Origin of the sequence: Acidovorax sp. LjRoot194 (genome assembly GCF_964253015.1) — a bacterium.
Taxonomy (GTDB): domain Bacteria; phylum Pseudomonadota; class Gammaproteobacteria; order Burkholderiales; family Burkholderiaceae_C; genus Acidovorax.
In genome coordinates this window covers 3229280-3246747 of the sequence record NZ_CAXUQB020000001.1, presented here as the reverse complement: position 1 = coordinate 3246747, position 17468 = coordinate 3229280, and the positions used below count along the sequence as shown (strand labels likewise).

17 protein-coding genes are annotated in these 17468 nt (G+C 66.0%); 9 read left to right on the top strand and 8 right to left on the bottom strand.

The annotated features are described in order from the left end of the window. The first annotated feature begins 17 nt into the window (after positions 1-17). Complete coding sequence (locus tag ACSQ3N_RS14570; RefSeq protein ID WP_436146656.1) at positions 18-443, top strand: hypothetical protein; 426 nt, start codon at positions 18-20, stop codon at positions 441-443. A 61-nt stretch (positions 444-504) separates the two neighbouring features. Next, on the top strand, positions 505-975 hold the full coding sequence (locus ACSQ3N_RS14565) for a DUF6152 family protein (RefSeq protein ID WP_436146655.1): 471 nt from the start codon (positions 505-507) through the stop codon (positions 973-975). Positions 976-1323: 348 nt separating this feature from the next. Here the strand turns inward: ACSQ3N_RS14565 and adk are convergent, their stop codons facing one another. The 6 genes from adk to ACSQ3N_RS14535 all read right to left on the bottom strand — a co-directional run bounded on the left by adk (position 1324) and on the right by ACSQ3N_RS14535 (position 6065). Further along, positions 1324-1980 carry an adenylate kinase gene (adk, locus tag ACSQ3N_RS14560; RefSeq protein WP_056165649.1) on the bottom strand — a complete coding sequence of 219 codons (657 nt, stop codon included), beginning with the start codon at positions 1978-1980 and terminating at the stop codon, positions 1324-1326. 449 nt (positions 1981-2429) lie between these two features. Continuing rightward, positions 2430-3257, bottom strand: coding sequence for a 3-deoxy-manno-octulosonate cytidylyltransferase (gene kdsB, locus ACSQ3N_RS14555; protein ID WP_436146654.1), 828 nt, complete (start codon positions 3255-3257; stop codon positions 2430-2432). After that, complete coding sequence (locus ACSQ3N_RS14550) at positions 3254-3436, bottom strand: Trm112 family protein (protein ID WP_056165650.1); 183 nt, start codon at positions 3434-3436, stop codon at positions 3254-3256. Before ACSQ3N_RS14550 ends, kdsB begins: the two co-directional genes overlap by 4 nt. Positions 3437-3534: 98 nt before the next feature. Next, on the bottom strand, positions 3535-4644 hold the full coding sequence (lpxK, locus tag ACSQ3N_RS14545; RefSeq protein WP_436146653.1) for a tetraacyldisaccharide 4'-kinase: 1110 nt from the start codon (positions 4642-4644) through the stop codon (positions 3535-3537). 166 nt (positions 4645-4810) lie between these two features. Further along, on the bottom strand, positions 4811-5245 hold the full coding sequence (locus ACSQ3N_RS14540) for an ExbD/TolR family protein (RefSeq protein WP_436146652.1): 435 nt from the start codon (positions 5243-5245) through the stop codon (positions 4811-4813). A gap of 175 nt (positions 5246-5420) precedes the next feature. Next, complete coding sequence (locus tag ACSQ3N_RS14535) at positions 5421-6065, bottom strand: MotA/TolQ/ExbB proton channel family protein (protein ID WP_436146651.1); 645 nt, start codon at positions 6063-6065, stop codon at positions 5421-5423. Here ACSQ3N_RS14535 and ACSQ3N_RS14530 point away from each other — a divergent pair. The 3 genes from ACSQ3N_RS14530 to ACSQ3N_RS14520 all read left to right on the top strand — a co-directional run bounded on the left by ACSQ3N_RS14530 (position 6055) and on the right by ACSQ3N_RS14520 (position 8569). Beyond that, positions 6055-6435, top strand: a complete 381-nt coding sequence (locus tag ACSQ3N_RS14530; protein ID WP_436146650.1) for a hypothetical protein — start codon at positions 6055-6057, stop codon at positions 6433-6435. The two genes, ACSQ3N_RS14535 and ACSQ3N_RS14530, sit on opposite strands and share 11 nt — an antisense overlap. Continuing rightward, positions 6428-7756, top strand: a complete 1329-nt coding sequence (gene xseA / locus ACSQ3N_RS14525) for an exodeoxyribonuclease VII large subunit (protein ID WP_436146649.1) — start codon at positions 6428-6430, stop codon at positions 7754-7756. Before ACSQ3N_RS14530 ends, xseA begins: the two co-directional genes overlap by 8 nt. 231 nt (positions 7757-7987) lie before the next feature. Continuing rightward, positions 7988-8569, top strand: a complete 582-nt coding sequence (locus tag ACSQ3N_RS14520) for a Fe-Mn family superoxide dismutase (protein ID WP_436146648.1) — start codon at positions 7988-7990, stop codon at positions 8567-8569. Positions 8570-8791: 222 nt separating this feature from the next. Here ACSQ3N_RS14520 and ACSQ3N_RS14515 read toward each other — a convergent pair whose 3' ends face one another. Next, a complete protein-coding gene (locus tag ACSQ3N_RS14515) occupies positions 8792-9280 on the bottom strand; it encodes a DUF192 domain-containing protein (protein WP_056165659.1) in 489 nt (162 codons plus the stop codon). 273 nt (positions 9281-9553) lie between these two features. After that, the gene (locus ACSQ3N_RS14510; protein ID WP_082516823.1) at positions 9554-9769 is read right to left on the bottom strand and encodes a hypothetical protein; all 216 of its coding nucleotides are present in this window, start codon (positions 9767-9769) and stop codon (positions 9554-9556) included. Between the two features lie 200 nt (positions 9770-9969). On the opposite strand from ACSQ3N_RS14510, the gene icd reads away from it, so the two are divergent. The 4 genes from icd to ACSQ3N_RS14490 all read left to right on the top strand — a co-directional run bounded on the left by icd (position 9970) and on the right by ACSQ3N_RS14490 (position 17446). Beyond that, positions 9970-11229 (top strand): NADP-dependent isocitrate dehydrogenase, encoded by a 1260-nt coding sequence (gene icd, locus ACSQ3N_RS14505; protein WP_436146647.1) that lies wholly within the window; start codon positions 9970-9972, stop codon positions 11227-11229. Between the two features lie 317 nt (positions 11230-11546). Continuing rightward, positions 11547-13397 carry a PAS domain S-box protein gene (locus ACSQ3N_RS14500; RefSeq protein WP_056165662.1) on the top strand — a complete coding sequence of 617 codons (1851 nt, stop codon included), beginning with the start codon at positions 11547-11549 and terminating at the stop codon, positions 13395-13397. Further along, entirely contained in the window at positions 13394-13795 is a 402-nt protein-coding gene (locus ACSQ3N_RS14495) for a response regulator (RefSeq protein WP_056165663.1), read from the top strand. The genes ACSQ3N_RS14500 and ACSQ3N_RS14495 overlap by 4 nt, the downstream gene beginning before the upstream one ends. Positions 13796-13810: 15 nt before the next feature. Then, the gene (locus ACSQ3N_RS14490) at positions 13811-17446 is read left to right on the top strand and encodes an EAL domain-containing protein (RefSeq protein ID WP_436146646.1); all 3636 of its coding nucleotides are present in this window, start codon (positions 13811-13813) and stop codon (positions 17444-17446) included. Positions 17447-17468: the final 22 nt, after the last annotated feature.

The window sequence follows — 17468 nt, the reverse complement described above, 5'->3', positions numbered from 1 at the left end:
TCCGGGTCGCCACTGCCATGTTCTTCTTCGCCTCCCTCAAAACCCACGCCTGGGCGTATCCAGCATTGGAGGTGGCGCACATCGTGGGCATTGCACTGCTGCTGGGAAACCTGGTCCTGCTGGAGCTGCGGGTGTTCGGCCGCGGCGCCGGGCTGCCGGTCAAGGACCTGGCCCGGTTGAGCCTGTCGGTGGCCTTGTGTGGTTTCATGCTGGCTGCGGCTTCCGGCCTGCTGATGTTCGCTACCCAGCCTGCAGAATTGCTCACCAACCGGGCATTCACCTTGAAGATGCTGTTGTTAATGCTTGCGGGTTGCAACGCGGCGTGGTTCCATGGCCGGGGTTCGCTGGCGCGTCTGGATGGTGTGGCCAAAGTGCAGATGCTGGTCTCCACTGTGATCTGGCTGGCTGCCGTGGCCTGTGGCCGCTGGATCGCTTACTTGTAGCTGTTCATCCATGCCATGGATGGCCGCTTCGTTATCGCCCCTCACCCGCAAAGGAGTACCGATGAACCTGCAACGCCGCCATTTGCTGCTGGCCGCCTCTGCCTTGCCCCTGGCCGCGCACGCGCACCACGGGTGGAGCAGTTTCGATGCGGACCGCCCGATCTACCTGGAAGGCACGGTGAAGTCCGTGCGCTGGCAGAACCCGCATGCTGAATTGCAATTGGAAGTTGCTGCGGACCTGCAACTGCCTGCCAACCTAGCGCAACGCGCGGTGCCGGCCCAGACGGCGCCTGTCGACGGCAAGGCCTTGCTGGCCAAGGCCGTCCTGCCGACGCGCAAAGACCGTCAGTGGGAGATCGAGCTCGCCCCTTTGACGCGGATGCAGGCGTGGCAGGTGCAGCCGATCAAGCCCGGCGCGGCCGTGTCGGTGGTGGGCTTTACCCTGCGGGACGAAAAGGGTGACGCAGTGGTGCGTGCCGAGTATTTGTTTGTGGACGGCAAGGCGTACGGCCTGCGCTCCAGCCCGGCATAACCGCCACGCCGCCACGCGCTCTGCCTGCGTGCCGTTGGCACGATTGGATGGGAGGGCGCCCCGCCGTGCGACCATGGATGGAGCACAGCGCAACACGGCAGGACATGCGCGCTGCAGCGGATGCAGCGGATGCAGCGGATGCAGCGGATGCAGCTTATCTACGCACAAGGCGCGGGGCGGCATGTCGACAAAAGGCGGCCCCAATAAAAACGGCGCCTTGATGGCAAGGCGCCGTCCGGTGCTCAGTCAACGCTGTTGTCAAAGCTGTTCAGCGACTGTGCGCTCAGGCATCGGCGATGCGTTATCGACCGCGTGCCGTGCCCGCTGCGCTATAACTTTTACGTCCTATCAGCTGGCAAGGGCCTGCAGAGCGCGCGTGGTGATCTCGTCCACGCTGCCCGTGCCGCTGATGGCGCGGTACTTGGGGGCGGCATCGGGCTCCGACTTGGCCCAGTTGCTGTAGTAGTCCACCAGCGGGCGGGTCTGGTCGCTGTAGACCTGCAGGCGCTTCTTGACGGTCTCTTCCTTGTCGTCTTCGCGCTGAATCAGCTCTTCGCCCGTCACGTCGTCTTTGCCTTCAGCCTTGGGCGGGTTGAACTTGACATGGTAGGTGCGGCCGCTGGCGGGGTGCGAGCGGCGGCCGCTCATGCGTTCGATGATGGCGTCGAAAGGCACATCGATCTCGAGCACGTAGTCGAGCTTGACGCCAGCCGCCTTCATGGCGTCGGCCTGCGGAATGGTGCGTGGAAAGCCGTCGAACAGGAAACCCTTGGCACAGTCGGGCTGTGTGATGCGTTCCTTCACGAGACCGATGATGATGTCGTCACTGACCAGGGCACCCGAATCCATCACCGCCTTGGCCTGCAGGCCCAGGGGCGTGCCGGCTTTGACGGCGGCGCGCAGCATGTCGCCTGTGGAGATTTGCGGGATGCCGTACTTCTGGCAGATGAACGTGGCTTGCGTGCCCTTTCCGGCGCCAGGCGCGCCCAACAGAATCAGTCTCATGGAAGTCCTCGAAGTTTAGAAATCGGGTGGCGCCGCTGGCCGGGGCGCGCCAAGGCCACCGCGTGCCGGCAGCGGTGGCCAGAGGTATTCCCGGGGTGCGATGCTCTCTCTCGTTACAGTCGAGGATAGCATGTGACAACCTTGCCCTGACTTACACGGCGCACCGTTTATGGGCGTGTTTTCCTGGGGCCCGGCATGATCACCTGTTCACGATCTGGGCGGCAATTGCGCGGTGGTCGTCTGGCGGCATGGATGCGGCGTACGCCCTGCATTGGCTGCGCCCCTGCAAGGCGCAAAGGGCCCTGGCTCAACCTGCAGGCTCCAACGCTTGCCTTTTGCGTCAGCTGTCGACGGCCGTCACTGTGGCAGCGTGCCAATACACCCCGCTGCTTGCTGCTCACGGCGCTGCGGCTGTCGCCAACGGGTCAGCGCAGCGAGCGCGCCGTGGGTCAGCGGAAAAGGTCGCGCACGCGCTCCAGATCCTGAGGTGTGTCCACGCCGGGGCCCGGTGCCGCGTCGGCCAAGTACACGGCAATGCGGTGGCCGTGCCAGAGCGCACGCAACTGCTCCAGTGCCTCCACGGCCTCGGTGGGAGCGGGCGCAAGGGTCGGAAACTGCCGCAGAAAACCGGCGCGGTAGCTGTAGATGCCCACATGCCGCAGCGGCGCAAAAACTGCCAGTGCTGCCACGTTGGGTGCTGCCGCTTGCGCGGCGCCATCCTGCCACCAGGCAGTGCCTGCGTGGTCGCGTGCAAACGGGATGGGCGCGCGGCTGAAGTAGTGCGCCAGGCCTCGGGCATCGATCACCACCTTGACCACGTTGGGGTTGGTGTAGTCGGCCAACGTGGCCAGCGCATGGGCCGCAGTGCCCATGCTGGCTTCGGGCCGCGCGGGCAGCAGGGCTGCCACTGCGTCGATGAGGGCCGGGTCCATCAGGGGTTCGTCACCCTGCACGTTGACCACGATGTCGTCGCCGTCCAGCCCCAGTTGGCTGCAGGCTTCGGCCAGGCGGTCGCTGCCGCTGGCATGGTCTGCCCGGGTGAGGATGGCCTCGACACCATGCTCTGCACAAGCCTGCAGGATGCGCGGGTCGTCGGCCGCCACCACCACGCGGCTGGCGGCGCTCTGGGCGGCGCGCTGCGCCACCCGCACCACCATGGGCAGCCCGCCGATGTCTACCAGGGGCTTATCGGGCAGGCGGCTCGACGCCATGCGCGCCGGGATCAGCACCGTGAAGGCGTCGTCACGCCCAGGCAGCGTGGCGGGCAGCGCGCTCACCGCTCGAGTTCCTCGTCGGTCAGCGTGCGGGCCTCGTTTTCGAGCAGCACCGGGATGCCGTCGCGCACCGGGTAGGCCAGGCGAGCGCTGCGCGAGACGAGTTCTTGCGCCTCGCGGTCGTACGTCAGCGGGCCCTTGGTGACGGGGCAGACCAGCAGTTCAAGCAGTTTGGGGTCCATGGGGGGCTCTCAGAAAAAGTGCGGTCGTCAGGCAGGCAGCCGAGGATGATAGCCGTGGGGCAGCGCAGAGGATCAGGGTATTGAATCAAGGCTGCGGCTCAGACCGGCAGGCGTGCATCGAGGGCACTGAAGAATGCCGGGTCGATATGCAGTTGCAGCGGCACGGCCAGCGCGTCAGGGTGGTGTGGCCACAGTTTTACAGCGTCTTTTTCGGTGCAAATGAGCACGTACCGCTTGTCCTGCAAGCGCTGCCAGCTATCAAAATCATAGTGATCGGGTAGAGCCTCGGCATGGGCCAGCGCCAGTCCGTGCGCTTGCAGCATGGCAAAGAAGTCCGCGGGGCGTGCCACTGCGGCAACCGCATGCAGGGGTTTGCCTTGCAGGTCCTGCAAAGGCACCCGGCTGCCATCGGAACGCAGCGCGTAGTCGGCCAGGCGACGGTCCAGGTGAAAGCCGGGCGCGTCGCTGCGTGGCGGCGCATGGCCGGCGTACAGCACCAGGTCCACCGCCCGGGGCCACGGCTCGCGCAAGGGGCCCGCGGGCAGCAGGAAGCCGTTGCCGATGCCCTGGTCGTTGAAGATGCAAACCTCCACATCGCGACGCAAAGCGAGGTGCTGCAGGCCGTCGTCGCAGACGATCACCTGGGTGTCTGGGTAGGCCGAGAGCAGGGCGGCTGCCGCGTCCGTGCGTTGGCGGGCCACGAAAATCGGCACCTTGGTCTGCACTGTGCTCGGCGTTGTTGCCGGCGTTGTGGTCGGCTCCATCACCGGCGCCATGGTGCTTGCAGCCAGATGGCGCGCGATGAGCGCCGGTTCGTCGCCCACGTCGGCCGCTACGCTGTCCGTCCGCACCTCGCGGCAGTCGGTGGTCCGCCGGCCGTAACCGCGCGAGATGATCCCCGCCCGCAGCCCGCGCGCCTGCAGGTGCCGCACCAGCTCGATCACCACCGGCGTCTTGCCCGCACCGCCGGCAATCACGTTGCCCACCACGATCACGGGACGACCCGGATGGCTGGAGGCCAACACACCCGCGCGGTACAAACCGCGCCGCACGGCCACCAGGGCTCGGTACACCAGCGACACCGGCCACAGCGCCCAGGCAGCAGGGCCGCGAGACTGCCAGACTTTTTGCAGGCCCTGTGTGGACGTTAGGGGCGGCGTGGGCGGGGAGGAGGGGGCCTGCGCTGGCGGCCCGGGCGACCGGTTCATGGCCTGACCGCGACCGGGCTACAGCAGCTCCAAGCCTGGGCGTTGTGACTGCCAGGATGCCGGGTTGGAGAGGTTCCCACGCATCGCGCGTGTTGCATCGACTTCAGCCGATGACGCTGGACCGCTGCGGGATATCTAGCAGGTGGCAATAAGCCCGCCATGCGGCTCAGCGGCTGGCCGCGCGCCCTGCGGCAGAAGACTGGGTGGCAAACGTGATCTGCGTCAGCCCGACACGGCGCGCCGCCTCCATCACGGTCACCACGGACTGGTGCGGCGCCATCGCGTCCGCACTGATGATCACCACGCTGCCCGGGCCGGCAGTGGCAGCGGCGCGCATCGCCTGCGCAATGTTGTCCACGCTTTTGCCTTCGACGCCGGTCTTGTTGACGGCGTAGCGCCCGTCGGACGCCACGGACACGATGACTTCCTTGGGGTGGTCGCGCTGCTGCTCGGCGTCGGCCACGGGCAGCGTGAGTTGCAGCTCGGTGAACTTGCTGTAGGTGGTGGTCAGCATCAGGAAGATGAGGACCACCAGCAGCACGTCGATGAACGGGATCAGGTTGATCTCGGGCTCATCCTTGGCGCGGGGGCGAAAGTTCATGTCAACGATCCAATGTGCTGCACGCTGGGTGAGCGGGCTTTGAAACCGGCGCGGCCTCTGCCAGCGTCCGCCGTGCAAGGGCCGCCTCGCCGCACTGGCGCCGTCCACCCACCCACCCACGGCGTGCAGCGCTGCGAAAGACGGGAGGCGGTCCGATGGCGCCTGAAGGGCGAGTTCACTTCTTGCGCAGGCGCAGGATGTGGCGCACGAACTGCTCGGAGGCCAGTTCCAGCGTCAGCAGGTAGGCATCGACCCGGGCGCGAAAGTAGCGCCAGAAGATCAGCGCCGGGATGGCCACGATCAGGCCGAACGCCGTGTTGTACAGCGCAATCGAGATGCCGTGCGCCAGCTGAGCAGGGTTGCCACCGCCCATGGCTTGGCCTACACCGCCGCCGCCAGCTTGCGAGCCAAAGATTTCGATCATGCCGATGACCGTGCCCAGCAGGCCTAGCAAGGGCGCGGCAGAAGCGATGGTGGCCAGGGCTGCCAGGTACTTTTCAAGCCGGTGCGCCACTGCGCGGCCCGTGCCTTCCATGGCGGCGCGCAGGTCCGCTTCGCTGCATTGGGGGTTGCTGTTGACGGTGCGCAGGCCGCTGGCCAGCACCTCGCCCAGCGCAGAGTTCTGCGCTAGCTGGTTCACCACATCGGGCGTGGGGATCGCTTTGGAGGAGACAGTGATCGCTTCATCCAGCAGCTTGGGCGGGGCGACGCGGGCCGTTTTCAAGGCCAGGAAACGTTCGAAAATCAGCGCCAGTCCCAGAACGGAACACGCAATCAGGGGCCAGATCGGCCAGCCTGCGGCTTGTATGATGGACAGCAAATCTCTCTCCGCGCAGATGAAGCAATCGGCGATTATGGCCCAGCTTCCCGCCTCCTCCGGCGCCCGTTTGCGTCACAAACAGTTACCTTGCTGCGCGCCCTTCATGGCCTGCCGCTCACCCACAAAATCTGTGGATAACTTTGTGGGAAACCCGTCTCAGGCAGCCCGCAAAGTGGCGTCGCTGCGTGGTTGCAACAGATTGATGAAAAATTGTGCAGTGAAAAATCCTTATAAATCAACAGCTTGCACGTGCAAACGTGCTATGCAGCCACTTTTGACCCGTGCGCGCATCGTTACGGTCGCCGGCGCCGTTCTGTGGAGTACTCCACTGGCGCAAGCGCCGTCAAACCCTGCGGTGGCCGATGCTTGAGCGCCCAGGCCTCGCTGCGGCGCCCCGCGTGTGGGAAGTTGGCGCGCTATGCCGCGCCATTGCTGATGCGCTGGAGGCAAGGTTCAATCCTGTCGCGGTGCGCGGCGAGATCACGGGCTTCTCGCGGGCATCCAGCGGTCACTGCTACTTCTCGGTCAAAGACGCGAACGGGCAGTTGCGCTGCGCGATGTTCCGGCGCGCTGCCAGCCTGCTTGACTTTTCGCCGCGGGATGGTGAGTTGGTCGAACTGCGCGGGCGCCTCGGCGTGTACGAGGCACGTGGCGACCTGCAGTTCATTGTCGAAAGCATGCAGCGTGCAGGGCAGGGTGCCCTGTTCGAGCAGTTCCTGCGCCTGAAGGCCCAGCTGGAGGCCGAGGGCCTGTTCGACGCCGCCCGCAAGCGACCGCTGCCCCTGATGCCCCGCGGCATCGGGCTGGTCACGTCGCTGGGCGCGGCGGCGCTGCACGACGTGGTCACCGCGCTGCGCCGCCGCGTGCCGCACATTCCGGTGGTGCTGGTCGCAGCCCAGGTGCAGGGCGGTGCAGCGCCTGCATCGCTGGTGGCGGCGCTATCAAAACTGTATCGGCTCGCGCAGGCGGGACAAACGGCAGGGGCTGATCACAGCACCACGCCACCCATCGACACCATCTTGCTGGTGCGCGGTGGGGGCTCCATGGAAGACCTCTGGTCGTTCAACGACGAGCAACTGGCGCGCACCATCGTGCAGAGCCCGGTGCCGCTGGTCTCCGGCGTGGGCCATGAGACCGACTTCACCATTGCCGACTTCTGCGCCGACCTGCGTGCCCCGACACCCACGGCCGCCGCCGAGCTCGTGTCCCAGCCGCGCGCCGTGTGGCTGGGGGCGCTGGACCTGATGGCCGAGCGCCTGGAGGACAGCCTGCAGCGCCAATTGGACAGCCGGCACCAGCGGCTGGACCAGGCCGCTGCGCGACTGGGGCGCCCGTCGGGCTTGGTCGCGCGCCAACAGCTACAACTGGCGCGGCTGTCGCAGCACATGCGCCACGGTATGCTCCTGAAATTGCAGCGGCTGGCGCATACGCAGCAAGCGCTACAGGCAGATCTGCCCGTCAAAATACAGCGCCGCCTGGCCCACCAGGCAGAGCGGCTGGACCGTGCGGCCCTGCGTCTGCAATTGCTCGACCCGCGGCTGGTGCTGCAGCGCGGGTATGCATTGCTGACGGACGCCCAGGGGCACGCCGTGACCAGCGCGCAGCAAACCCATCCTGGCGATGCGTTGCGCGCCACGCTGGCCGATGGTGCGGTAGATGTGACCGTGACCGCCCAGCCCCGGCTGCTGTAGCGGCTTGTTGCACGCTGCACGTGGCTAGTGGCATTCAAGGCACCGGGCATGGAACGTGGCTGTAGGACTGGCGCGCCATCGACAGGTTTTTGACGGCAGGGCTTGACGCGAGCCTGCACAGGTCATCCGATGTTCCTACAATGCCCCTTTCGCGCTGTGTCCGACTGCATTGCCGAGGTAAGCGCTGCAGATGGCATGCATCCCAGAATTTCAAACCACGAGGAAAACACCATGGAACATACCCTTCCCCCGCTGCCCTACGCCATCGACGCCCTGGCGCCGCACTACAGCCAGGAAACCCTGGAGTACCACCACGGCAAGCACCACAACGCGTATGTGGTGAACCTCAACAACCTGCAAAAGGGCACCGAGTTCGAAAACCTGACGCTCGAAGAGATCGTCAAGAAGTCGAGCGGCGGCATCTACAACAACGCTGCGCAAATCTGGAACCACACCTTCTTCTGGAACTGCATGGCACCCCAAGGCGGCGGCGAGCCATCGGGCGCGCTGGCAACAGCCATCAACGCCAAGTGGGGCAGCTACGCCGCATTCAAGGAAGCCTTCGTCAAGAGCGCCGTGGGCAACTTCGGTTCGGGCTGGACCTGGCTGGTGAAGAAGGCCGACGGCAGCGTTGACATCGTCAACACCGGTGCCGCTGGCACGCCCCTGACCACCGCCGACAAGGCTCTGCTGACGGTCGACGTGTGGGAACACGCGTACTACATCGACTACCGCAACATGCGCCCCAAGTTCGTCGAGACCTTCCTCGACAAGCTGGTCAACTGGAAGTTCGCTGAAGCCAACTTCGCCTGATCCTCGGCGGTCCGTCCACCCGTTGCGTTACGCGGCGGGTGCACGAAAAAAGCGGCTGCAGGGCCGCTTTTTTTATGGTCGCATCCAGCGGGTAGGCAGAATTTTGGGATGCCTTCCGCTTTTACTGCAAGGTTTTATTGCTATTGAAAGTATAGCAATTGATCGGTTGAGCTACCGACCGAAGCTCCAGTGCCGACCCCGTCAGGTGGTCGGCGCCAGAGGTCACTTGCGGCGAAACGGCGCCCCGCCGAGCTTGGCGCCAGCCTTGATGCCCTTCTGCGCGAACCAGCCCTGGTTCATCTCCAGCACATAGCGCACCGGCTTGGCCGAGCAGTGCGAGTCCAGAGTCTGCGGCTTCATGTCGGCCAGGTTCACGACAGTGCCGTCATCGTCCACGAACGCCGCCGTAAGCGGCAGCAGGGTGTTCTTCATCCAGAAGCATTGCTGGGCCGGTTGTTCGAAAACGAACAGCATGCCTTCGTGCTGGGGCATCTCCTTGCGGTGCATGAGCCCGGTCTGGCGCTGGTCCGGCGTGGCGGCCACCTGGGCGTCGATGCGGTGCATGCCGGATGTCAGCTCCACACGCTGCAGATTGAGCTGCGGCCCGTCCTGGGAATGGGCCGCACCGCCCAGCAGCCCCAAGGCGATCAACAGGGAGGCCGCCAGGGTTTGGCGAGCGGGGGAGACGAATGCAAGAGCGGAAATCTTCATGGGCGAGGCTTTCGGTTCATCGGGGACGCCAGGGTGGCAGGGCGGCTGGACGGCAGCAAGTATGGCGCAGTGGTTGCAGGTGTTCGCTGCAGGATGCTGTGCCGGTCTGCAGCGGGTTTGCAGCCCGTCAGGCTATGGAGCCGCTCGCGCCGCAAAAATTCCAGCGACCGGCGGCGAGCTCACAGTACTTTGAGCGCCCACCAAGCAAAACGCCCGCAAATGCGGGCGATTTCGAGGCGGTGGTCAGGACCGGAGAGGCCCTGAACGCCCAGATCAGGCTGCCTTGTGGGCGGTTTTCTTCTTGGCAACCTTCTTGCCGGTCTTCTTCTTGGCAGTGTGGGTGGCCTTGGTCTTCGCTACAGGAGCGGGTGCTGCAGCTGCGGGGGCAGCGACGGGAGCAGGAGCGGGGGCGGGAGCCGTTGCGGGTGCCTGTGCAAAAGCACCTGCAGCGAACAGGCCAGCCACCAGGACAGCGAGGAGTTTTTTCATATATGCCGTTTCCAGTGTTGTTGAACCGAGGGTTGAGGGCCATGCGCAAAACCGCACAGCTCCACTCGCAACGATAGCAGTGGCGCGCCCGTTGACAGGGTCTTTTGCGATTTTTTTTGTCATTAGAATTGTTTGGTTTTGATTGCCTGCATGGCATCACCTGCCGACTCATGTCAGCTTCCACTGGAGACCACCGTTTCATGACCAGCTACCAGCACATCAAGGTGCCCGCCGAAGGGCAGAAGATCACGGTCAACGCCGACATGTCGCTCAATGTGCCGCACCAGCCCATCATCCCGTTCATCGAAGGCGACGGCACCGGGCGCGACATCACGCCGGTGATGATCAAGGTGGTGGACGCCGCCGTGGCCAAGGCCTACGGCGGCCAACGCAAGATCCAGTGGATGGAGGTCTTTGCCGGTGAAAAGGCCACCAAGGTCTATGGCCCGGACGTGTGGCTGCCGGAAGAAACGCTGCAGGTGCTGCGGGAGTACGTGGTCTCCATCAAGGGCCCGCTGACCACGCCCGTGGGCGGCGGCATCCGTTCGCTCAACGTGGCGTTGCGCCAGGAGCTCGACCTGTACGTCTGCCTGCGACCGGTGCAGTATTTCAAGGGTGTGCCTTCGCCGCTGAAGGAACCCGAGAAGACCAACATGGTGATCTTCCGCGAGAACTCCGAAGACATCTACGCCGGCATCGAGTTCGAAGCCGAATCCGACAAGGCCAAGAAGCTCATCAAGTTTTTGAGCGAGGAGCTGGGCGTCAAGAAGATCCGCTTTCCCAACACCTCGGGCCTGGGCGTGAAGCCCGTCTCGCGTGAAGGCACCGAGCGCCTGGTGCGCAAGGCCATCCAGTACGCCATCGACAATGAAAAGCCCAGCGTGACCATCGTGCACAAGGGCAACATCATGAAGTACACCGAAGGGAGCTTCCGCGACTGGGCCTACGCCCTGGCGCAAAAGGAGTTCGGTGCCGAGCTGATCGACGGCGGCCCCTGGTGCAGGCTCAAGAGCCCCAAGACGGGCAAGGACATCACCATCAAGGACAGCATCGCCGATGCCTTCCTGCAGCAAATCCTGCTGCGGCCCGCCGAGTATTCGGTGGTAGCCACGCTCAACCTCAATGGCGACTACATCTCCGACGCACTTGCGGCGCAGGTGGGCGGCATCGGCATTGCGCCCGGCGCCAACATGTCCGATTCGGTGGCGTGCTTCGAGGCCACGCACGGCACGGCACCCAAGTACGCGGGCAAGGACTACGTGAACCCTGGCTCCGAAATTTTGTCGGCCGAGATGATGCTGCGCCACATGGGCTGGGTCGAGGCCGCCAACCTGATTTTTAGTTCGCTCGAAAAATCCATCGGTTCCAAGAAGGTTACCTACGACTTCGCCCGCCTGATGGAGGGCGCCACGCAGGTGAGCTGCTCCGGCTTCGGGCAGGTGATGATCGACCATATGTAGGCAGCCGCACGCCCTGCGTGGGTGCCACATGCCGATGAGCCCCTGTTGCCGTCGCCGGCCACAGGGGCTTTTTTCGGGTGGGCGCAAGCCAGGCAATCCCTGCCCCGTGACACGCTGGCATGGACATTTGCGGGTTGGCATTTCTGCGGCATGCTTCTAAGATGATTTCGACCTGCCGCTTCGGCAGGGGCACGGCCTGCGCATGCACCCCGGCAGGCCGTGCACACAACGAACATTTCGACGGCCGTTCATGGCTGCCAGCGCACCTGCTGGCACGACCTGCCTGCAAATGACGGACCGATCGCCCGGAGGGCTCAATGGGATCTGATTTTTCGGTCGGATACTGGGAACAGAACCCCGATGCGTTGCTGGTGCTGTCCCCGCAGGGCGCAGTGCTCCACTGGAACGCGGCGGCCGAGGCGATCTTTGGCTACACCGAGTCCGAGGCCCGGGGCCGGCCCATTGCCGAGCTCATCGTGCCCGCCGACCAGGTGCGGGAGGAAGAAAGCATCCGCGCCCAGGCGCTGCGCGGCTCGACCACCGTGCACGAGTCGGTGCGCCGGCGCAAGGATGGCTCGCTCGTGCACGTCAACGTCTCGACCAAGGCGGTGCGCGATGCGGACGGAGAGGTGCTTTATTTCCTGTCGAGCAAGAAGGACGTCACTCAGCTCAAGGTGCAGCGGGATGCCAAGCTGCTGGAAGCGCGTTTTCGCGACCTGCTCGAATCCACCCCCGACGCGATCGTCATGGTCAACGTGACCGGCCGCATCGTGCTCGTGAACTCGCAGGCCGAGCGCCTGTTCGGCTATGTGCGGTCAGAGCTGATCGGGCAGTCGATCGAGACGCTGCTGCCCCACCGCTACCGCGGAGCGCACCTGGGCCACCGCAGCGGCTTCTTTGCCCAGCCGCGCACGCGCACCATGGGCGCGGGGCTGGAGCTGTACGGGCTGCGCAAGGGCGGGGACGAGTTCCCGGTGGAGATCAGCCTGAGCCCGCTCGTCACCGAGGAAGGCACGATGGCGATGACGGCCATCCGCGACATCACCGACCGCAAGCGGGCCGACCAGAAGTTCAAGGACCTGCTGGAAGCGGCGCCGGACGCCATGGTCATCGTCAACCGGGACGGGCGCATCGTGCTGGTCAACTCGCAGGCCGTGAAGCTGTTCGGCTGGAGCCGCGAGGAACTGCTGGGCCAGCCGGTCGAACTCCTGGTTCCCCGCCGGTTCGCGCAGCGCCACCCCGAGCACCGCCACGGCTTCTTCGCCGAGCCGCGCGCCCGCTCCATGGGCGCGGGGCTCGACCTGTACGGCCTGCGCAAGGACGGCAGCGAATTCCCGGTGGAGATCAGCCTGAGCCCGCTCGACACGGAGGAGGGCCTGTTCGTGTCGAGCGCGATCCGCGATGTCACCGAGCGCAAGCTCATCGAGCGGGCGCTGCGCGACAAGAATCTGGAGCTTGAAAATGCGGCGCTGGTCAAAGACCGCTTCCTGGCCAGCATGTCCCACGAGCTGCGCACCCCGCTCAACGCCATCATCGGCTTCACCGGCACATTGATCATGCAGCTGCCCGGCCCGCTCAACCCCGAGCAGGACAAGCAGCTGCGCATCGTGCAGACCGGAGCGCGCCACCTGCTGTCGCTCATCAACGACCTGCTGGACGTGGCCAAGCTCAGCGCCAACAAGGCATCGTTCAACCTGGAGGCGCTCGACGGCCGCAGCCTGGTCGAAGAAGTCGCCGCCACGCTCGAGCCCGAGGCCCGGCGCAAGGGCCTGGCCTTTGCCGTGCACCTGCCCCCGGGTGCCGTGCCGCTGTACACCGACCGCAGGGCGGTCAGCCAGATCCTCATCAACCTGGTGGGCAATGCGATCAAGTTCACGTCCGGGGGCAGCGTGGACGTGACGCTGGAGACCGCCACCCAGGCCACGAGGCGCATGGTCCGTGTCAGCGTGCGGGACACCGGGCCCGGCATCCCTGTGCAAGAGCAGTCGCGCCTGTTTGAGGCTTTTTCCCGGGTGGAGACGGCGGAGCGCAGGCACCAGGAGGGCACGGGCCTGGGCCTGCACCTGAGCCGCAAGCTGGCCGAGGCGCTGGGCGGGAGCGTGGACTTTGAAAGCACGCAAGGGCAGGGCAGCCTCTTTACCGTGGAAATTCCGGAGAGCAGCGCATGACACAGAGAGCCACGATTTTGGTCATCGAGGACGATGAGGCCAGCCGCCAGTTGGTCATCTACCTGCTGGAGGACGCGGGCCACCGCGTGCTGGCCGCAGAAAACGGTGCGCTGGGCCTGGCGATGGCCCTGGCCGAGGGGCCGGACGTGATTCTGTGCGACCTGCAGATGCCCGTGATGAACGGCTACGAGGTGGCGCACAACCTGCGTTCCAACTCCAGTTGGCGCGTGGTGCCCCTGGTCGCGGTGACGGCGTTCTCCATGCCCGGCGACCGCGAGAAGGCGCTGGAGGTGGGCTTTGACGACCACCTCTCCAAACCCATCACGCCCGAGACCTTCGTGCGCCAGATCGAGGCGTTTCTCGGCCCGTCCTTCCACTCACCGCCAGGCGCGGCCTGACACGGCGGAGCGCGCATGGCCAAGATTCTCGTCGTCGACGACATCCCGGTGAACCGGGCGCTGGTGGTGACGCTGGTGGGGCACAGCGGCCACCAGGCGCTGGAGGCGTCCGATGGCGCCCAGGCGTTGGCCATGGTGCGCGCGGAGCGGCCCGATCTGGTGATCTCCGACATCCTGATGCCCACGATGGACGGCTTCGAGTTCGTGCGGCAGATGCGTGCCGACCCCGAACTGGCCGGCACGCAGGTGATCTTCTACAGCGCGCACTACCGCGAGCAGGAGGCCCGCAACCTCGCGGCAGCCTGCGGCGTGCGCCAGGTGCTGGCCAAGCCCTGCGAGCCGCAGGACATCCTGGCGGCCATCGAGCAGGCGCTGACCGAGGTGGCCCCGCCGGCACCACATCTGGAGCGCAGCTTCCAGACGCAGCACCTGCAGTTGATGACCGACAAGCTCAACGGCAACGTGGCCGAGCTCGAAGCCATGAACCGCCGCCTGGCGGCGCTTACCGACCTGAACCTGCAACTGGCCTCCGAGCGCGACCCCCAGGTGCTGCTGGCCAACGTCTGCCGTGGCGCGCGGGAGCTGGTGGGGGCGCAGTATGTGGTGCTGTGCGTGGTGCGCAAGGACATCCACGCATCGCTCGTGTGCACCAGCGGCATCGAGGCCGCCACCACCGGTGCGCCGGATCTGCCGGTGGTCTCGCACGGCCTGCTCGGGCAGGTGCGCGCCCAGCGCCGCGCCCAGCGGTTCGTGCAAGCTGGCGGCGACCCGCGGTCCGTGGGGCTGCCTGCGGGCTACCCGGCCCTGCACACCGCGGTGATCGCGCCCATCACCTCACTGTCGTTTTCGTATGGCTGGCTGTGCCTGGTCAACAAGCTGGGCGCAGCGGAGTTCAGTGCCGAGGATGAAAAGATCCTCTCCATCCTGGGCGCGCAGGTGGGCCGCATCTATGAAAACGGCAGTCTCTACGCCGAGGTGCAGCGGCACGCGGACCGGCTGCAGCTGGAGGTGCTGGAGCGCAAGCGCGTCATCGAGGAACTGCGGGCCAGCGAGGCCGGCCTGCACCGCGCGCAGGTGCTGGCCAAGATCACGCACGTGATCAGCGGGCGCGATGGCGTCTTCGAAAGCTGGCCCGATACCTGTCCTGCCATGCTGGGCGTCACGCCCGAGGCCATGCCGCAGTCGGCCCGCGAGTGGCTGGCCCGGGTCTACCCCGACGACCAGCCCCTGTACCGCGCACGGGCCCAGCAGGCCGGGCGGCAACGCGTGCGCATGGATTTCACCTACCGGCTGGTGCGTGCCGATGGCGCGCTGCTCCACCTGCGCCAGGTGATGGAGCCCCTGCCTCCCGAAGACGGTGCGCCCGAGAAGTTCCGCTGGTTCAACACCATCCAGGACATCAGCGTACAAAAGCGCGCCGAAGAGGCCCTGCGCGAGAGCGACCGGCGCTTCAACGACATGCTGGACAAGGTCGAGATGATCTCCGTCATGCTCGACAACGAAGGCCGCGTCACCTACTGCAACGACTACCTGCTCAAGCTCACCGGCTGGCAGCACGAGGAGGTGGCGGGCCAAAGCTGGTTCGCGCTGTTCCTGCCGCCCGAGCAGACGCACATCCGCCAGGTGTTTGCCGACGTGCTGGCGGGGCGGTCCTTGACCTGGCACTACGACAACGAAATCGTCACCCGCTCGGGCGAGCGTCGGCTGGTGCACTGGAACAACACCGTCCTGCGCTCCGTGGGCGGCCAGGTCACGGGCGTCGCGGCACTGGGCGAGGACATCACCGAGCGCAAGGAGGCCGAGCGCAAGATCAAGCGCCTCAACCGCGTGTACGCCATGCTCAGCGGCATCAACACCTTGATCGTGCGCGTTCGCAACCGTGAAGAGCTTTTTCAGGGCGCCTGCCGCGTGGCCGTGGAGGCCGGGCAGTTCAAGATCGCCTGGGTGGGTCGCGTGGACGAGGCCCAGATGAAGCTCGTGCCGGTGGCGCTGGCTGGCGCCGAGCCCGAGTTTCTGGTGCGCGTGCGGGAACGGCTGGGCCTGTACGCACAGCCCACCGCGGGCGAGGCGCTGAGCGCCGAGGTGGCCCGCACCGGGCAGCCGGCGGTGTGCGACGACGTGCGCGGCGACCCGCGCATCGTGCTGCCTGATCTGCTCGCGCAGAACGGCGTGGCATCGCTGGCCATGCTGCCGCTGATGGTGGCGAACAAGGTGGTGGGCGTGCTCGCGCTGTTCTCCGAAGAAGTGGGTTTCTTTGACGCGGTCGAGGTCAAGCTGCTGATGGAGCTGGCCGGCGACATCGGCTTTGCGCTCGACCACCTCGACAAGGAAGAGCGCCTGAGCTACCTGGCCTTCTACGACGAGATCACCGGCCTGCCCAACCGCACGCTGTTCCTGGAGCGCAGCGCCCAGCACCTGCGCTCGCGCGAAGGCTCCCGGGCCCTGCAGGGCCTGGCACTGATGGACATCAGCCGGTTTCGCTTCGTCAACGACACGCTGGGGCGCCAGCGGGGCGATGAGCTGCTGCGGCAGGTGGGCGAGCGGCTGCAGAAAGCCGCTGGCGAGGCCTATTGCGTGGCGCGCATCGGCATCAACAGCTTTGGCATCTCGGTCACCGACGCCCGCGACGCCGATGCCGTGGCCCTGGCGGTGGACCACCTGATGCGCAGCTGCTTTGATGCGCCCTTCGTTCTGGGCGACACCGAACTGCGCATGGCCGCCAAGGCCGGCGTGGCCTTGTACCCGCTGGACGGCGCCGATGCAGAGGCCTTGCTGCGCAACGCCGAGGCGGCGGCGAACAAGGCCAAGGCATCGGCAGAAAGTCTGCTGTTCTACACCGCGGGCATGAACACCCGCGTGGCCGAGACACTGAGCCTGGAAGGGCGCCTGCGCCAGGCCCTGGAAGAGGGCCAGTTCGTGCTGCACTACCAGCCCAAGCAGCGCCTGGCGGACGGCCAGATCGTGGGCGCCGAAGCCCTGATCCGCTGGAACGATCCGCGCCGCGGCCTGGTGCCGCCGGGGCTCTTCATCCCGGTGCTGGAGGAGACCGGCCTCATCTACGACGTGGGCCGCTGGGCCCTGCAGCAGGCGCTGCAGGACAACCAGCGCTGGCGCCACGCGGGCCACACGGCGCTGCGCGTGGCGGTCAATGTGTCGGCCCTGCAGTTGCGCCACCGCAACTTCATCGCCGAAGTGCGGCAGGCCCTAGCGTTCGATTCCGGCGCCGGTGCGGGGCTGGAGCTCGAGCTCACCGAAAGCATGGTGATGGACGATGTGGAGCACAGCCGCCGCAGCCTGCACGCGCTGCGCGAGATGGGCATCACCGTGGCCATCGACGACTTCGGCACGGGCTTCTCGTCGCTGAGCTACCTGGCCACGCTGCCCGCGGACACGCTCAAGATCGACCGGTCCTTCGTCATGGGCATGGACACCACCTCGCAAGGCCACGTGCTGGTGTCCACCATCATCAACCTGGCGCACTCGCTGGCGCTCAACGTGGTGGCCGAAGGGGTCGAGACGCAGGACCAACTGCGCCGCCTGGCACTGCTGGGTTGCGATGAAATCCAGGGCTACCTGCTGAGCCGCCCCCTGCCGGTCGAGGCGTTCGAGCAGCAGTTCCTGGGCGCGCACCCGGCGGCGCCGTCGCTCTGACCTGACGCCGCCCCTGGTGAGG

What these genes read in the sequence shown, in the direction of transcription:
- ACSQ3N_RS14520 (WP_436146648.1), top strand. Translation starts at nt 7,988, where the DNA reads ATGGAACATACCCTTCCCCCGCTGCCCTACGCCATCGACGCCCTGGCG.
- ACSQ3N_RS14495 (WP_056165663.1), top strand. Translation starts at nt 13,394, where the DNA reads ATGACACAGAGAGCCACGATTTTGGTCATCGAGGACGATGAGGCCAGC.
- ACSQ3N_RS14515 (WP_056165659.1), bottom strand. Translation starts at nt 9,280, where the DNA reads ATGAAGATTTCCGCTCTTGCATTCGTCTCCCCCGCTCGCCAAACCCTG.
- icd (WP_436146647.1), top strand. Translation starts at nt 9,970, where the DNA reads ATGACCAGCTACCAGCACATCAAGGTGCCCGCCGAAGGGCAGAAGATC.
- xseA (WP_436146649.1), top strand. Translation starts at nt 6,428, where the DNA reads ATGCTTGAGCGCCCAGGCCTCGCTGCGGCGCCCCGCGTGTGGGAAGTT.
- ACSQ3N_RS14550 (WP_056165650.1), bottom strand. Translation starts at nt 3,436, where the DNA reads ATGGACCCCAAACTGCTTGAACTGCTGGTCTGCCCCGTCACCAAGGGC.
- ACSQ3N_RS14510 (WP_082516823.1), bottom strand. Translation starts at nt 9,769, where the DNA reads ATGAAAAAACTCCTCGCTGTCCTGGTGGCTGGCCTGTTCGCTGCAGGT.
- ACSQ3N_RS14490 (WP_436146646.1), top strand. Translation starts at nt 13,811, where the DNA reads ATGGCCAAGATTCTCGTCGTCGACGACATCCCGGTGAACCGGGCGCTG.
- ACSQ3N_RS14530 (WP_436146650.1), top strand. Translation starts at nt 6,055, where the DNA reads ATGGACAGCAAATCTCTCTCCGCGCAGATGAAGCAATCGGCGATTATG.
- ACSQ3N_RS14565 (WP_436146655.1), top strand. Translation starts at nt 505, where the DNA reads ATGAACCTGCAACGCCGCCATTTGCTGCTGGCCGCCTCTGCCTTGCCC.
- lpxK (WP_436146653.1), bottom strand. Translation starts at nt 4,644, where the DNA reads ATGAACCGGTCGCCCGGGCCGCCAGCGCAGGCCCCCTCCTCCCCGCCC.
- ACSQ3N_RS14570 (WP_436146656.1), top strand. Translation starts at nt 18, where the DNA reads ATGTTCTTCTTCGCCTCCCTCAAAACCCACGCCTGGGCGTATCCAGCA.
- ACSQ3N_RS14500 (WP_056165662.1), top strand. Translation starts at nt 11,547, where the DNA reads ATGGGATCTGATTTTTCGGTCGGATACTGGGAACAGAACCCCGATGCG.
- adk (WP_056165649.1), bottom strand. Translation starts at nt 1,980, where the DNA reads ATGAGACTGATTCTGTTGGGCGCGCCTGGCGCCGGAAAGGGCACGCAA.
- ACSQ3N_RS14540 (WP_436146652.1), bottom strand. Translation starts at nt 5,245, where the DNA reads ATGAACTTTCGCCCCCGCGCCAAGGATGAGCCCGAGATCAACCTGATC.